Here is a 15,721-nt window from a genome sequence, read left to right as displayed (position 1 = left end):
GCTATGGTTATTCCCGTGGAGGACTTTGCCCAGACCAGCACTGTGGGGGTTGTGCTTGCCGCCGGCGCCGGGAGCAGACTCGGAAGAGGGCCAAAAGCCCTGCTGCCGTATCGCGGCAGGCCCCTCGTGGAATCCGTTGCCGCAGCTCTACTCGAGGGCGGCTGCCGTGAAGTTGTGGTGGTGCTTGGCGCCGGCGCTCCGGAGGTCGCCAAGATTGCCGAACTGGACCATTATCGCGTGGTGGTGAACGAGGAATGGGAGTCGGGGATGGGAAGTTCCTTCGCGCTAGGCAATGCCAATGCTGAGGCCAGCAGCCATCTAATGATTGCACTCGTGGACCAGCCCGGCCTCACACCCGTGACGGTGGGACGGCTCTTGGCCGCCCACTGTCCGGGGCGGATCACGGCAGCCGCCTATGGGGATGGCGGGGCGAGCGGCAAGTCACGCCGCGGGCATCCGCTGGTGATCGACGTCGGGCTGCGCGAGGCTGTGGCCGAAACGGTAGCGGGCGATGCCGGGGCACGTGGTTTCATGCAAGCCCACCCGGAACTAGTGCAGGAGGTGGACTGCAGCGACCAGTCCAGCGGGCAGGACATTGATACGCCCGAGCAACTCCACCTTCTGCACTAACCGCTCCAGCCACATATTTGTCCGACAGCTCCAGGCCAAGCTGGCATCGAGCAGTTCCTGCAGCCTCAATCGGACCAGGCCAAAACTTCGATGTCGTCGTACCCCAGATGGACAAAGGCCCTTTCGTCGACGCCTTCCGCGGCGATCCAGAAGCCTGACCTGTCGGGAGTCACTGCCTCAATCGTCCCGCGGCGGGGTGTTGCGCCCTGGCGGCGCAGCTCGATCAGTTCTCCTGCTTCGGGGGTCCATTCAGGTGAGGATTCCGGATGAACCAACCGGTAAGGACCGTTCATTTCATTCTTCTTCCGTGCCGACCGCATGTTTACCCAGGGCCTAGGGACAAGCCACTGCTGACGTCGGCAAGCCTCTGCGGCGCCTTCGGATCGGGTGGGTGCTGGCTGTCATGGTGGATAGGGCTATCGAGCGCGGACAAAGGCACCCCGCTGCCACCCCAGCGACGCGCTATGATTTCGGCGGCAATCGACACTGCCGTCTCTTCCGGGGTTCTGGCACCGAGATCTAGTCCGACCGGGGACGCGAGTCTCGAGAGTTCGCGGTCCGTGAAGCCATGACAGCGCAGCCGTGCGTTCCTGTCCTCGTGCGTTCGGCGGCTGCCCATGACACCAATGAAGGCGGCAGGCGTCCGGAGTGCCTCCTCAATCACGGGTACGTCGAATTTCGGGTCATGGGTCAGGACGCAGATCACTGTTCTGCTATCGATGTAGGTTTCCCTGACATACTCGTGGGGCCGGCGGACTATCACGTCGTCGGCATCGGGGAACCGGGAGCGGGTCGTGAAGACGGGCCGGGCATCGCACACGGACACCCTGTAGCCTAGGAACTTTCCCACCCTGGTGACAGCCGCGGCGAAATCGGTTGAACCGAAAATCAGCATCCGCGGCGGCGGAGTGTATGACTCGATGAAAACGGTGACGTCCTCATGGCGCCTCTGTCCTTCTTCACCAAACCGCATGGTCCTGTTACTGCCGTGCTGCAGCAACCCTTGGGCGCCAAGGACGATGGCCTCATCCAGTTGGCTGTTGCCCGTCGATCCGTCGATCAGGTTCTCGCCGATGACCAGCTGGTCGCCGACGTGTAGGCCGTTCACAACTGTTGCCAGAGCTGTGGGCTGCGCCGACCGTACACGGTCGGATATCAACGCGATTTGATCTGCTGCCGGGTCGACCCGCCTAACGAAGAGTTGCACTGTCCCTCCGCAGGTGAGGCCGATAGTGAATGCATCATCGTCGCTGACACCATATGTCACGAGTTCAGGTTGCCCGGTGCCGAGGACTTCCTCGCATCTGGCGTAGAGGTCGCCCTCGACGCAGCCTCCTGAAACGGAGCCGACGACTCGGCCTGCCGAGTCGATCGCCATGGCTGCGCCGGGGGGCCTCGGTGAGGAGCTCCAAGTCTCGATAACCGTGGCGAGGGCGAAGGGAGCTGACCAGGTGGATATTTCGCTCAGTATGTCGCGCATGAGGAATCCGCCTCCGGGCGGTTAGGAAAAGCTGTGTCGAGATCCTTGTGGGACGTTATCCGGTCTCCCGCTGCAAGGTGGACCCGAGGGGACCGACAGTCGTATTGCGTGCTCCGACTGCTCAGGGTAGCCAAATGCAGGGGACTCCCCGGCCGCGGCGGTGCCGCACGCGGTGCGAACCACGGCTGCAATGCGGGGAGCACGTGACAGGGGTCCCCGCATTGCCGGGAATGGCTCTCTGCTGCGCGCTGTGGAGCGACAAGTTCGCTCACGACGCTGAAGCTAGGAGCTCGCAGGGGCCGCCGTGAGCTTGTCGTAGAGCGATCCTGCGTTAAGGGTCTGAATGTACTCCATCATGTACTCCTGACCGATGTCGACGGGGTAGCGCTCGGTGAAGTTCACGCGCTCGACTGTCTCCTCGCGGCTCCACCCGTTTGCGATCGCGTCGGCGACGGCGCTCTTCCAGTCAAGGAGGACTGCCCTCTGGGTGTTTATGTATGTCAAGTCCGTGACTGGGCCGTGGCCGGGCACGACTATGTCGACGTCCAGTGCGCGAATCTGGTCCAGGGCGGCCAGCCACTGGTCTACATCGGAGGTCATCAGCCAGGTCTGGCAGTCGCTGAACACCGTGTCGCCAGTGAAGACAAGGCGTTCTTCGGGAACGTGCACGGCGATCTGTCCGGGAGTGTGCCCGGGCGTATGGATGAGGTTGAATGTGTGGCCACCCAAACGGAGCGTCAGGTCGCCGTTAAAGACGATTTTGCCCTTGTTTGGGTCGCGGTAGTATTCCTCCCGCTCGGGGAAGAGATGGGCGCCCTCCGGGTCGTCAGGGAGCGCTTCGCGAGCGTATTCAAAAGGGTCCAGCTGGGGGTACACGGTCATGAAGTTGTCGTAGACGCCCTGGTGGTGCACGACGGTGCCGGCGCCCTTGAAGTAGTAGTTGCCGAAGATGTGGTCGACGTGATGTTCCGTGTTAATGACGTAACGGATGGGACCGTGGGTTTCAGCTTCACGGCGCATGGCCACAGCCTTGCTCGGCAGCTGCGGGGTGTCGATCACGACAACGCCGTCTGATGTAACGACGTAGCCGGGGTTGCTGCCTCTGATCTTCGTTTCTACGAAGACGTTTGGCCTGATCTGTTCCATGGGACGTACCTCTCTGTGCGTCTCGATGAGATGGTGTGGTTCGCGCTCAATCTGTACCGGTGAGCGGGACGGCCGGCTCGGTATGTTGCAGGACAAGGGAGCCGAAGAATTCGATGTGGGAACGCATCTCCACTCCGGCCAGGTTTGGCTCGCGCATGCGCATGGCACGCAGCACGGGTTTGTGCATTTCAGCGATCATGTGCAGGTCCCAGTCGGACTTGATCATGCTGATCAACGTCCCGGTTTCCACGCGGAGTGAGTGCCAGAGGTCGAGCAGGACTTCGTTGGCTGCCGTCTCGACGATGATTTCGTGGAAGCGGGTGTCGTGTGCCATCTGCGCGCGGGGGTCACCGGCCTCTGCTGCCACTTCCATCCCTGCGACTTCCTTCGCGAGTGCTCGGAGCACGTCTTCGGTCATCCTGGGAGCGGCTTCCCTACCGGCAAGCTCTTCGAGGGAAGCCCGGACAGGATAGACCTTGGCCAGCCTCTCCGGGGTCAGGGCGAGAACCCTTGCGCCCTTATGCGGCTGGCTTTCGATCAGGCGCATTCCCTCCAGATCGCGCAGTGCTTCCCGAACCGGAGCCTGGCTGGTGCCGAACTCCTTCGCGAGCTGGCTCTCGACGATGCGCATCCCTGGCGGGTAGGTGGCGTTGAGGATGCGCTCGACGACGCGGTTTTTGATTTCTTCCCTCAGAACCGTGCGGCCAATTGGCACGTCCATGTCGCTCCTCTTCGCCTGGTTGCCAGCAAATCGATTATCGATGATTCATGTGGGGATTGTCAACGAACCCCGGCGAGGGCCCGCCTTCCCGGGTCTCGGTCAGGCGGTGCCGCTCGCCGGAGTCTGCCGACTGGCAGGGCCTCAGGCTGGCCTTCGGGCCGGCCCAATGAGGCGTTGGAATTAGGCGCTCACACCGTCTCGGCGACAGGTCCCCTCGCATTGACAGGCGTGATGACCCGCTGCAGCAACCTGCCTGCCATGTCGGATGCGATGCCGAGCAGGGCGCCGGCGACCAGTGCAATCAGTGGGGCTATTGGGTCAGTTGCCCCGGTGCCGAAGAAACAGGCGCAGCCCGCAAATGCACCCGGAATGAAGGAGAGGTGGCGCCATGAAGCCTGGAGGCAAATTGCGAGGGTGAAAACGGCTACTGACACGCCCAGGGCACCGGTAAACATGAGCCATCCTGCGCCCAGGATCATCAGCCATCCGTAGATGACTCCGGATGCGTTGGCAGCCAGTGTCCTCGCCAGTCCCGACGCGCCGCCGCCGGCGGCGAAGTAGCAGGCCCAGGAAACGAAGGCGACCCATGTCACCGCGCCCAGGGAACCGGAGAACTGGGCCCACAATCCAGCCAGGACGGCCGCTGCGATTCCGACACCGAGATACGCCTTCATTCCCCGCACCCCCCTTCTGCGGATGCCCGGGGTGACCCCTGTCGGATGATTTTCTGGTGGGCAGTCGTCATTGACTCACTCCTCTGTAGGGAAGGCGGCCGGCCGGGAGGCCCCAACCACGCCGCCTGATGGGTGGATGCCGCCTCGTCCCGGTCTGATGCGCACCAGGTAGAAACCCGCCGTAACCCTCCGACGAGGGCCCGGTCCTGTCCGCGTCCACAGCGGGCGGTCCCCCGATCATCGATGATCGATAGTCGATAGTCAAGGAAAAAATTAGATTTACTTCAGGGCTTGACGTGCTCCCCGTCACGGTGGATCATCGATTATCGAAAGTTCGGCCCGGGATGGTCCCGGCTGTGACCAACACAATGGAGTGGGTTATATGAGCGACAGCAGCAACGTACGCGGCACGTTCTTCGGAGATGAAAGCTTTCCGATCGCGTGGGAGGAGGGGCAGAAGGATCTTTTCTGGGTCCATGACGACCTGCACATTCCAAACCCTGTGTCCCCGATGTATTCGGATATCGGCGGATGGTGGTTGAAGTGCGACTACATGTTCCGCCGTTTCGGCACCCCCTTCGCCTCTGACTGGATCGTTAAGATCATCAACGGCTACGTCTACACTGCTGCCGTTCCGGCCAGGGCAGGTATCAGGGCCGAGGGTTCGGAATACGGTGCTCGTTATGTACCGAGGGTGCCGCTGGACCCGGAGTACCCGGACCGCATTGGCGCGTATCTGGGATGGACGCTCCCCTACTATGCCGACAACTTCCTGGACTGGTGGCAAACGCGCCTGCGCCCTGAAATGGAGCGGAACTTCGAACGGCTCGATAGCTACGACTACGACGCGGCGAGCCTGCTTGACCTGGCCGTGCTGCTCGAGGACGCGATCGACATGCACGACCGGCACTGGCAAATCCACTGGGTGCTCAACTTCGCCCAGTTCTCCTCGACCACCGCGCTGAACACCGCAATCGCCGAGGCCAAGTCCGAGGGCGACCACTCGGCGCTGATGGGACGCCTGCAGAGTTCGGTGGAGAACCGCAACTGGGATTCAATCAAGCAGCTGTGGGAGATCAAGGAGAAGGTCAAGGCCGACGGCGGCGACGTCGCGGCAGCGTTCGGAAAGGCCACCGCCACCGATGTCCTCGCCGCGCTCAAAGAAACCGAGGCGGGCCGGTCATTCCTGGCCCAGGACATCGAGGCCTATCAGAAGGTCTACGGCTACAAGTCGATGTGGGCCCACGAATTCTCTTTCAAGACCTGGCGTGAGAACCCGGCGCCCATCATCGAAGCCATCCGCGGTTACCTGGAGGCCGACTACGACTTCCCCTCGGAAATCGCGGCGGTGGCGGAGGACCTTGAGGCGGCCAAGATTGAAGTCATGCAGGACGTCCCGGAGGGGGAGCAGCGGGAGAAGCTGGCGCGGGCACTGGAACTGAGCCTGAAGATGAACCCGCTCACCCCGGACCACCATTTCTATATCGACCAGGGCACCAACGCTCGAGTCCGGATCGTTCTTATAGCTATCGGCCGGAAGCTTGTCGAGGCGGGCATCCTGAGCGACCCCGAGGACGTCATGTACCTGCACTACAACGAACTCCGGGCCGTGATGGGCGGCGGCTACCCCGGCGACGTGTCCGAACTCGTCTCCGACCGCCGCGACGCCCGGGAGGACGCCTACGAGATCCGGCCGCGCGACTGGGTCGGGACCGCGACCGACGAGGCGCTGGCCTTCCCGTATCTCGCATTGTGGGCGTTCCCCGAGAAGTTCGACCGCAAGCCTGCCGCGGCTGGAGACCCGATCGTCGGCCTCCCTGCCTCCAGCGGCGTCGTGGAGGGAACCGCCAGGGTGGTTCTCTCGCCCGAAGAGTTCGAGCAGGTGCAGAAGCGCGACATCATTGTCTGCCGCATGACCTCTCCGGCCTGGGTGGTGCTGTTCACCCGCATCGGTGGACTAGTTACCGACGCCGGCGGCATGGCTTCGCACCCCGCCGTCGTCTCACGCGAATTTTCAATTCCTGCTGTCGTCGGTACCTCAGACGCCACCCGGAAGATCAAGACAGGCGACCGCATCCGAGTTAACGGATCCACCGGCCAGGTCGAAATTCTCGAGAGCTTCGAGCAGTCCGCAGAGCACCTGGCGGTCAGGGATCTGTCCGCCCACATCTGAAATAGCTGTAAGGAATTCATTATGAACGACATCCCGCTCGTCCTCTCGTTCGACGATCCCCGGGCGATGGAGACCAGCCTCAGCGGCGGCAAGGGCGCCTCACTGGCGACCATGACGTCCGAGAACCTCCCAGTCCCGCCCGGGTTTGTGATCACATCGGCGGCCTTCTCGGCGGCCGTCGATGAGGAGGCTCTCCGGCAGCGCTGCCGGGCCAAAGACATGGCCGGCGCCCGCCGACTCGTTGCCGCTGCCCGCCCGCCCGTGGACCTTATCGCCGAGCCCTACGCTCGGCTGCAAGGTCGGGTGGCAGTGCGGTCCTCGGCCTGCGCCGAGGACTCGGAAAACGCCAGCTACGCGGGCCAGCAGGAAACCTACCTCAATGTCGAGAACTTCGAGGACGTCATCGACAAGGTTGTTGAGTGTTGGCTGTCCTTCTTCACCGACCGGGCAGTCTTCTACCGTGAAGAGAAGGGCTCGCTCGAGGACATCGCGATGGCAGTCGTCGTGCAGCAGATGGTCGACTCGAAGAAGTCCGGAGTGATGTTCACCGTGGATCCTGTCCACCAGCGTCGCGACAGGATGGTCGTCGAAGCAGCCCTGGGACTTGGCGAGAACGTCGTCAACGGCGAAATGACCCCCGACCACTACGTACTTGACCGCAAGGGGGCGATCAAGCGCAGCAAGGTCGTCGATCAGCCAATCCTTGCGGAGTCGGAATCCCGCCAGCTCGCCACCCTGGGGCAGCAGCTGGAAAGCCTGCACGGCTCCCCGCAGGACATCGAATGGGCCTTCGACGAGGACGGCGCGCTTTATCTGCTCCAGTCCCGGCCTGTCACCACGTTCGGGGAGAGCCACCAGTGAAGTACGTTACGTACGAGAATGGAGGCCGCCGGCGCGTTGGGATCCTTGATGGGTCCCAGGTGCTGGATGCCGGCTTCGATGGCGACATGGTCGCCTTCATCGAAGCCGGCGCCCCGGCCGGGACCACGGTCCCGGTCCAGGGAGCACGCCTCGTGGCCCCGCTGCGGCCACGGACCCTCAGGGACTTCCTTGCATTCGAGGGGCACCTGAAGAATGCCTACCGGAACCTCGGCCGCGACATCCCGCAGGAGTGGTACGAGGTCCCGGCGTTCTACAAGGGACTTCCGGACACTGTGATCGGACCCGACGAGGAAATTCCCTGGCCGTCGTACTCCGCGCAGCTTGACCACGAGCTTGAGCTTGCCGCTGTCATCGGCACCCCGGGTCGCAACATCTCCGCCTCGGAAGCGGCCGGGCACATCTTCGGGTACACCATCTGGAACGATATCTCGGCCAGAGACATCCAGCGCCGGGAACTGCCGATCGGGATGGGCCCGGGCAAAGCCAAGGACTGGGATGGGTCCAACATCCTCGGACCCTGCATTGTCACCCCCGACGAGCTCGACCCAGAGGGCGTCCGGCTCACTGTGCGCGTCAACGGAGAGGAATGGGGATCGGATACAACTGCAAACATGCACCACACTTTCGCGGCCATGATCGAGTACATCTCCCAGGATCTCACCCTCCGGGCGGGGGAAGTCCTCGGCTCCGGCACCGCCGCAGGGGGGTCCGGCCTTGAGCTGGACCGCTGGATCCAGCCTGGAGATTTGATCGAGATGGAAGCCAAAGGCATCGGGGTCCTCCGCAACACCGTCGGCCCCCGCTCCTAACCCCGAACCAGCCACCACACCCAAAAACCGAAAATAAGGAGAAAGAACATGGCATTCGTCGTCGCAGCAGTGTGGAAAGCCAAGCCGGGCGAGGAGCACCGCATCCACGAAGTCATCCAGACTATGACCCCGCTCTCCCGGGCAGAACCGGAGAACCTCTACTACCAAGCCCAGGTCGCCCCGGATGACCCCACCAAGTTCTTCCTCTACGAGCAGTACACCTCGGAGCAAGGCTACGAAAACCACAAGGCGACCGAACATTTTCAGAAGCACGTCTTCGGCTACGCTGTCGACTTCCTCGAAAAGCGCGAGGTGGCAACCTACGAGACCATCGATGTCTGACTCTTTCGACGCCGTGCCGCAGCGGCTTTTGCTGCTGCGGCACGGCGAGGTCAGCTCACACCGTGGCGACGTACCTGTCACTCCGGACGGTCTGGCGTTCGCCGAGACCGTCGGGTTCCGGCTGGCCCAGCATGATGAAGAAATGCTAGTCCTCAGCGGAGAGACCCGCCGAACCCGCGAGACGGCCGAAGCGATCGCCGAAGGAGCCCGCCACGGCGGGATGAAGGTCAATGGGCCACGCATCAGCTTCGGGCTGAGGAACCCCGACCTTTACGTCGCCGGCGAACGCGTCAATATGGTCTCCAGCGCCGAAGCCCTCGCCGCGCAAGTCGAAGGTCTCGGAGAGGAAACCGCCGCCCTCGTGCCCTTTTTCACTGGTTTCCTGCCTGCCAAGGACCGCATCGGGTGGTGGCTCGGCCATCCCGACCCGCCGGGAGACAACGCATCCTCAGTCGCCCACAGAATTACCAAGTTCGCTCAAAGTCTCGCCGACCAGCCCCGCATGAGGCTCGTCGTCGGTGTCACCCATTCCCCGGTCCTGCGCGCATGCGCCCTAGAGATGCTCGGCCAGGACGGTGGTGAGCCCGATTGGGTTGCCGGCCTCAGCCTGCAAATCGGTACCGACCGGTGCATTAAAGCCGAATGGTTCGAGCATCCGACCTAGGCGCGCAACCCGAAGCGACTACTCCCCCGACCTCCCACAAGGAAGCACTATGACAGCCGTGGCAGCCAGCCAAGTGATCACCGTCAACCCCGCAACCGGAGCAGCGCTGCGCACTTACGACTCCTTTGCTCCGGAGCACATTGAGGAAGCCCTCCAAGCCGTCCACACCAGCCAGCGCGCGTGGGCCCAGCGCGGCGTCGAGAAACGCGCCGCCCTCCTGCGCAGGCTCGCGGACCAGATCCGGCTCCAGCAGGAGAGCCTGGCGTCCCTCATGGTCCAGGAAATGGGTAAGCCAATCGGGGAAGCCCTGGCCGAAGTCGAAAAATGCGCCTGGGTATGCGAGTACTACGCCGAGAAGGGCCCCGCTGCTCTGGCGGACCAGGAGGTGCCCACGTCGGCAGTCCAGAGCTGGGTAGGCTATGAGCCGCTGGGCACCGTGCTGGCCATCATGCCCTGGAACTTTCCCTACTGGCAGGTCTTCCGGTTCGCCGCCCCGACGCTCCTGGCTGGCAACACGGCCTTGCTCAAGCACTCCCCCAATGTCACCGGATGCGCCCTCGCCGTCGAGCGGCTCCTCCTCGATGCCGGGTTCCCCCACGATGTCTTCCGTACCCTCGTTCTGGCCGAACCCGACGTCCCCGCCGCTACCGAGCACCTCCTATCCGACCCAAGGGTGTCCGCCGTCAGCCTCACCGGAAGCGAGCGGGCGGGCGCCGCCGTCGCGGCCCTGGCCGGACGGGAGATCAAGAAGAGCCTGCTCGAACTGGGCGGCTCGGACCCATTCGTCGTGCTCGACGACGCCGACCTGGAGGTCGCCGTCGCATCGGCAGTGAAATCACGCTTCCTCAACTCCGGACAAAGCTGTCTGGCAGCCAAGCGGTTCATCATCCAAGACGCCGTCGCAGATGAATTCCTGGAACGATTCGCCGCAGCGGTGGCCTCGCTGAAGATCGGAGACCCTGCAGATCCCTCTACCGAAGTCGGCCCGCTGGCCCGCGCCGACCTGGCCGAGGCCGTCGAACGCCAGGTTGCAGAGTCCCTAGCCTTGGGCGCCAGAGTACTCACGGGCGGTCACCGGCTCGACCGGCCCGGTGCTTGGTATGCTCCCACCGTCGTGGCCGACGCCACCCTCGAAATGCCCGTCATGTCCGAGGAGACCTTCGGCCCCGTCGCAGCTGTGGCGCGGGTGCACAGTGACGACGCGGCCGTCGAGCTCGCCAACGCGAGCAGGTACGGGCTTGGAGCCAGCGTCTGGAGCGCTTCGCCGGAACGCGCCCTGGCTGTCGGGCGCCGCATCACGTCAGGCGCCCTGTTCGTGAACGCGGTCGTTGCCTCAGATCCCCGGCTGCCGTTCGGCGGCACCAAGCGTAGCGGTTACGGACGGGAGCTCGGGGACGCCGGCGCCATAGAGTTCACCAACGCCCGCACCTACTACGTCGGATCCGGATCACTTCCTTCCGGACCCGCCACGGAGTAATCCCGTGCAGCCCTTCGCCTACGCCCGACCGGCCAGCATCACCGAAACCGTCGAAGTGCTCAGCGCCCACCCGGATGCCAGGCTCCTCGCGGGAGGCACCGACCTCACGGTCGGCCTCCGCGACGGACGGGTGACTCCGCCCCTCGTGGTCGATCTGAAGCGCATCAAAGACCTTCCCCCGACAATCATGATGACCGGCGGGCGGGTGTGGATCTCCGCCACGGTCCGGTTGACCGACTTGGTCGTCCATGAAGCCGTGCAAAACCACTTCCCTGCCCTCGCCGAGGCAGCGGAGGTCGTAGGCTCAGTGCAGATCCGCAACAGGGCCACCCTCGCCGGCAACATCTGCAACGCCTCCCCGGCAGCTGACACAGTCCCCGCCCTCGCCGTTTACCGCGCAGCAGTTGTAGTCACCGGCCCCGAGGGCGAACGCGTAATCCCCGTCGTCGACTTCATCCTGGGCAACCGGCGCACAGCCCTGCGGCCGGGCGAGTTCGTCACTGCGGTGGCCCTGCCCATCCCGGAGGAACCGGTCGGGGCGTCTTTCGCCCGTATGACACGCCGCCGCGGTGTTGACCTCGCAACCATCAATCTCTGTTGCCGAGTGGACAGCAGAGGCACGGTTTCCTACGCATTCGGCGCTGTCTCGCCCAAACCGCTTCTCGTCATCGAACCCAGTGTGCTCACCGACCCCAAGTCCACAGAAGCGCAAAGGGAACACGCCCTGGATGCTCTCGTCGCCCATGCCAAGCCGATCACCGATGTCAGGGCCAGCGCCGAGTACAGGCTCGCGATGGTCAGAGTCTTGGGCAAGCGGGCCCTCAAAACCGCCACACGGCGCCTAAAGGCGAAGGAGGAGTAATGACCGAGACCCACCCCCTCCGGATGACGGTCAACGGAAGTCCCCACATTCTCGATGTGCCCCCCAATCTGGCCCTGCTGGACGTGCTTCGGGACGGATGCGGGCTCACGGGAACCAAGGAATGCTGTGCCGTGGGAGAATGCGGTGCCTGCACGGTGAAGGTTGACGGCCGCACCATCAACTCTTGCCTCATGCTCGCCATTGAAGCTGACGGGGCAGAGATCACCACCATTGAAGGTCTCGCCAGCGATGGTGGGCTCAATCCCGTTCAACAGGCATTCCTCGACCACGGGGCCATTCAGTGCGGGTTCTGCATCCCCGGCATGGTGATGTCGGCCCAGGCTGTGATCGACAGCAATTCCTGCCCAGGCATCGAAGAGATCCGGGAAGGACTCTCAGGGAACCTCTGCCGGTGCGCCGGCTACAACCGCATGTTTGAAGCAATGCTGGAAGTATCACGGCACAACGACCACGCCGCCAGCGGCGAGCACGGCAAGCGGCCGGTGCCGCACGACGCGCTCGAAGGCGCTCAAGAAGACGCAGTAATCCACGGACCCGCAGAGGTGGAGTTATGATCACGTCCGGCGGCGGGGCAGGCGTCACCACCGGGGCCGGCGCGGCCGTTAGCGACGGGCCCAGCATCGGTACTTCGGCGCGCCGGATCGGCGGCCGGGAACGGGTGACCGGTGCCCAGGAATTCCTCGCGGACATCCGCCTCGACGGGATGCTCCACGTCAAACTCGTCACCCTGTCCGTGGCCCGTGCGCGTATCGTCAGCATCGACGCCTCCAGCGCCTGGCAGGTCCCGGGCGTACGGGACGTCCTGACCCCAGCAGACCTCCCCCAGCCGATACCGCGCTTCGGACCGGCCTACCAAGACCGGCCCATCCTCGCCGACGGCGAGACGAAGTACCATGGCGAGGCAGTCGCAGCAGTCGCCGCAGACACGAAGGAAGCAGCCGAGCTCGCTGCCTCCCTTGTCCACGTCGAGTACGAGGTCCTGCCCGCCGTGACCCGTATCTCCGCCGCACTCGCCACCGACGCCCCCCTGGTTCAGGACCCCGGGATCCGCGGCCAGGGTGACCCCCTGGCCGACACGAATGTCCTCAAGGAACGCCACTACGGCTGGGGTGACATCGACGCGACGCAGGCCGACCTCGTCATCGAAAATGACTACACGTTTCCCATGGTGACTCACTTCGCGATCGAGCCCCACGGCTTCATCGCCGACGCCACCGGCGACGGCATCCGGCTCTGGAGCCCGGTGCAGCACCCTTACCTGCTGCAGAAGATGATGGCCGACCTTTTCGGCCTCCCGCTCACAGAAGTCCGGGTCTTCGCCCCTGACCCCGGCGGCGGATTCGGCGGAAAGCAAAATCCCAAGCTCGAGCCAGTGCTCATCCTGCTCTCCCAGCGCACGGGACGGCCCTGTCGGCTTGTCCTTACCCTGGAGGAGTCGTTTCAGGCTGTCCGGCGCGCTGCGGCCGAGGTGAAGGTACGGACTGGCTTCACCCGGGAGGGAAAGCTGGTCTTTCAGGACATCGACTCCTCGTATCTCATCGGCGCCTACGCTGATATCGCAGAGCGTGTAATGACGAAGAGCGCCTACCTCGCCTGCGGGCCGTACCGGACCCCCGCAGCACGGATCAACGCTCGAGCGGTTCTTTCCCACACCACCCCGTCAACCGCCTTCCGCGGATTCGGTACGCCGCAGATGAACTGGGCGATCGAGTCCCAGATGAATGAAGCAGCCCGGTCCCTCGGCATGGACGGCTTTGAGATCCGCATGAAGAACCTGGCCCGGCGCGGCGAAGAAGTCGTCAAGGACGACTTCCCCGCCGACGGCGACTGGCCCCAGACCCTCCAGCTCGCAGCAGACATGATCGGATGGGGCACTCCCCTGCCACCGGGCAGGGGCCGCGGAATCGCCGTGGGCATCAAGTCGGGGGCGACGACCGGGCTCTCCAACTCCACGGTGCGGCTGCTCGCGGACGGCAGCGTCGTTCTCTACGCAGGGACCTCTGACATGGGCCAGGGCGCGCGCACCATCTTCGCCCAGCTCGCCGCCGATGCACTTGGTGCCCCGCTCGAGAAGGTCACCGTGATCATGGGTGACACCTCTGTGGTCCCCTTCGACCTCCAGACCTCCGCCAGCCGATCAACTGTCTTCATGGGCAGCGCTATCAACCGTGCCTGCGAGGACATTCATAATCAGCTGCGCGAGCTCGCCTCCGACCTCCATGGGGTCCCGGAAGCGGATGTGCGCGTCGAAGCAGGCATCGTGCACTTGCCCGACAAGTCCCTGCCGATCACGGAATTCGTTAAAGTCGGCCTGGGACGCTGGAACGGGGAGCTGATCGGCAACGGGCGCATGCGCAAACCACACATGCCCGACCACCCCCTCGGCGGAACACCCGCATTCTTCGAGTTCAACTGCACCGCCTTCGAGATCGAGGTGGACAGCGAAACCGGAGAAATCCTCATACACAAACACGTCACCACAAGCGACGTCGGCAAGGCCCTCAACCCCCTCCAAGTGGAGATGCAGGACGAGGGGGCAGCCATAATGGGCCTCGGACATTCCCTCATGGAGCACCTCATTCTCGACGATAACGGGGCAGTCCGGAATCTGGGCGCCCTCGATTACCGCATCCCGACCACCAAGGACATACCCATTGAGCTCCGCACCGGGATGATCGAGAACGGCGATGGCCCGGGACCCAACGGCGCAAAGGGCATCAGCGAAGGAGCCCTATTGTGCACTTCCCCTGCGCTCTCCGATGCAGTCGCCAGCGCAGTGGGCGTTGTCATCCGCGATCTTCCGATGACGCCCGAACGGGTATGGAAAGCAATTGTCGATGCCGAGGCTTTCGACCACCCATAGGCGACCACGCCTTCGTGCTCACCCGAGTCTGCGGAACTAGCTGGAACGCTCTCTCGGACCAGTTGGACACCGCCCATGAAGCAGTCAGATAAGTGGCCTCATCCGGTCGACGGCCCGGGGTGCTCAACACCAAGCACGGTCACAGCACTTATACCGTCGCCGTAAGTCCCGAAGTTGCCTTGGCATGACCTATGAACGGCCAGATGCGGGACCCATAAGCCGTAGCCGCGCTGTCCCGTTCACGAAGACTTGGCCGCGTCTGCAACGGAGCCGCCGGAGAGGCTTCCCCACTGTCGCGTAAGACGGTCCTCCAACGCGCCACTCCCCCGAGGGAAACGTGACGTGAGGTTCTCCTCGTTTCCGTGGTTCACCAATGCGCGGTTGTCCCGCCCGTAAAAGCGCCCGCGTAGGTAGCTCAAGTGCTACATCAGACGGGCCTCTTAAAGGGCTGCCGGAATCCGGGTCCTATTAGGGGATTCTGACCATTGCTCGTGAAACCCCATAGAGCCCGGCTTGGGACTTGAACGTCTTGCTGCGCGGACTCTCACACAGGCTACGTCCGCACGTCTGGGAACCAGCCCTCCGGTGCTTTCTTCGGTTCCAGATGTTCGGGGTCGCGGTGTTCTTTCATATCGCAGTTGTAGAACGGTCCTTGTGGGTCCAGGAGGACTCTCATGTGGTGGTCTGCGTGGTCGCGCCACCAGACGCTCATGCCGGTGGCGGGGTCGAGGCGTAGGTGTTCCCAGGAACGCCACATTGCCGCTACTCGTGAGACTGCTTCGGGGTGGAAGTACCACTCGATGCACCATTTGGCGGATTTCCCGGTGACGCTGCGGACGTACGTGGGCAGGAGTTGCTCGTGCAGGAATTCTTCGGCCGAACCGTAGACGAGCTCCGGTGTCTGCCCGGCCTTTCCGTCCTCGCTCTGGCTGGGGGCGGGGGGGTCGGTATCGAATAGTCCGAAATCATCTTCCATG

General features: G+C 63.7%; 16 protein-coding genes. 10 read left to right on the top strand and 6 right to left on the bottom strand.

The annotated features are described in order from the left end of the window. Positions 1–3: 3 nt before the first annotated feature. Positions 4–630, top strand: a complete 627-nt coding sequence (nboR, locus tag AC5RWG_RS17010; RefSeq protein ID WP_494167496.1) for a nicotine blue oxidoreductase — start codon at positions 4–6, stop codon at positions 628–630. 65 nt (positions 631–695) lie between these two features. Here nboR and AC5RWG_RS17005 read toward each other — a convergent pair whose 3' ends face one another. From AC5RWG_RS17005 to AC5RWG_RS16985, 5 genes are all read right to left on the bottom strand, one after another. Beyond that, the gene (locus tag AC5RWG_RS17005) at positions 696–923 is read right to left on the bottom strand and encodes a hypothetical protein (protein ID WP_494167495.1); all 228 of its coding nucleotides are present in this window, start codon (positions 921–923) and stop codon (positions 696–698) included. A gap of 29 nt (positions 924–952) precedes the next feature. After that, entirely contained in the window at positions 953–2,110 is a 1,158-nt protein-coding gene (locus AC5RWG_RS17000) for an XdhC family protein (RefSeq protein ID WP_494167494.1), read from the bottom strand. A 282-nt stretch (positions 2,111–2,392) separates the two neighbouring features. Beyond that, a complete protein-coding gene (locus AC5RWG_RS16995; RefSeq protein ID WP_494167493.1) occupies positions 2,393–3,256 on the bottom strand; it encodes an MBL fold metallo-hydrolase in 864 nt (287 codons plus the stop codon). Between the two features lie 46 nt (positions 3,257–3,302). Then, positions 3,303–3,977: a GntR family transcriptional regulator gene (locus tag AC5RWG_RS16990; RefSeq protein WP_494167492.1), complete on the bottom strand. Its 675-nt coding sequence runs from the start codon at positions 3,975–3,977 to the stop codon at positions 3,303–3,305. Positions 3,978–4,165: 188 nt separating this feature from the next. Then, positions 4,166–4,651, bottom strand: a complete 486-nt coding sequence (locus AC5RWG_RS16985; RefSeq protein ID WP_494167491.1) for a DUF1097 domain-containing protein — start codon at positions 4,649–4,651, stop codon at positions 4,166–4,168. Between the two features lie 382 nt (positions 4,652–5,033). Between AC5RWG_RS16985 and AC5RWG_RS16980 the strand changes: the two genes are divergently transcribed. Genes AC5RWG_RS16980 through AC5RWG_RS16940 form a run of 9 tightly spaced genes read left to right on the top strand, consistent with a single transcriptional unit; the run spans position 5,034 to position 14,744 of the window. Beyond that, a complete protein-coding gene (locus tag AC5RWG_RS16980) occupies positions 5,034–6,824 on the top strand; it encodes a PEP-utilizing enzyme (protein WP_494167490.1) in 1,791 nt (596 codons plus the stop codon). Positions 6,825–6,845: 21 nt separating this feature from the next. Continuing rightward, complete coding sequence (locus AC5RWG_RS16975; protein ID WP_494167489.1) at positions 6,846–7,685, top strand: PEP/pyruvate-binding domain-containing protein; 840 nt, start codon at positions 6,846–6,848, stop codon at positions 7,683–7,685. Next, positions 7,682–8,515 (top strand): fumarylacetoacetate hydrolase family protein, encoded by an 834-nt coding sequence (locus AC5RWG_RS16970; protein WP_494167488.1) that lies wholly within the window; start codon positions 7,682–7,684, stop codon positions 8,513–8,515. The genes AC5RWG_RS16975 and AC5RWG_RS16970 overlap by 4 nt, the downstream gene beginning before the upstream one ends. A gap of 48 nt (positions 8,516–8,563) precedes the next feature. Next, a complete protein-coding gene (locus AC5RWG_RS16965; protein ID WP_494167487.1) occupies positions 8,564–8,857 on the top strand; it encodes a putative quinol monooxygenase in 294 nt (97 codons plus the stop codon). After that, on the top strand, positions 8,850–9,521 hold the full coding sequence (locus tag AC5RWG_RS16960) for a histidine phosphatase family protein (protein ID WP_494167486.1): 672 nt from the start codon (positions 8,850–8,852) through the stop codon (positions 9,519–9,521). The genes AC5RWG_RS16965 and AC5RWG_RS16960 overlap by 8 nt, the downstream gene beginning before the upstream one ends. A gap of 49 nt (positions 9,522–9,570) precedes the next feature. Beyond that, positions 9,571–10,998, top strand: a complete 1,428-nt coding sequence (locus AC5RWG_RS16955; RefSeq protein ID WP_494167485.1) for an NAD-dependent succinate-semialdehyde dehydrogenase — start codon at positions 9,571–9,573, stop codon at positions 10,996–10,998. A gap of 4 nt (positions 10,999–11,002) precedes the next feature. After that, positions 11,003–11,860: an FAD binding domain-containing protein gene (locus AC5RWG_RS16950; protein WP_494167484.1), complete on the top strand. Its 858-nt coding sequence runs from the start codon at positions 11,003–11,005 to the stop codon at positions 11,858–11,860. Further along, on the top strand, positions 11,860–12,435 hold the full coding sequence (locus tag AC5RWG_RS16945; RefSeq protein ID WP_494167483.1) for a (2Fe-2S)-binding protein: 576 nt from the start codon (positions 11,860–11,862) through the stop codon (positions 12,433–12,435). The genes AC5RWG_RS16950 and AC5RWG_RS16945 overlap by 1 nt, the downstream gene beginning before the upstream one ends. Then, entirely contained in the window at positions 12,432–14,744 is a 2,313-nt protein-coding gene (locus AC5RWG_RS16940; RefSeq protein WP_494167482.1) for a xanthine dehydrogenase family protein molybdopterin-binding subunit, read from the top strand. The genes AC5RWG_RS16945 and AC5RWG_RS16940 overlap by 4 nt, the downstream gene beginning before the upstream one ends. A gap of 553 nt (positions 14,745–15,297) precedes the next feature. Here AC5RWG_RS16940 and AC5RWG_RS16935 read toward each other — a convergent pair. Further along, positions 15,298–15,720, bottom strand: coding sequence for a DUF4913 domain-containing protein (locus AC5RWG_RS16935; protein ID WP_494167481.1), 423 nt, complete (start codon positions 15,718–15,720; stop codon positions 15,298–15,300). Position 15,721: the final 1 nt, after the last annotated feature.

The organism is Arthrobacter sp. Y3221160 (assembly GCF_059092585.1).
Note: the sequence above shows the minus strand (reverse complement) of the source record. Positions and strands in the feature narration are given on the sequence as shown.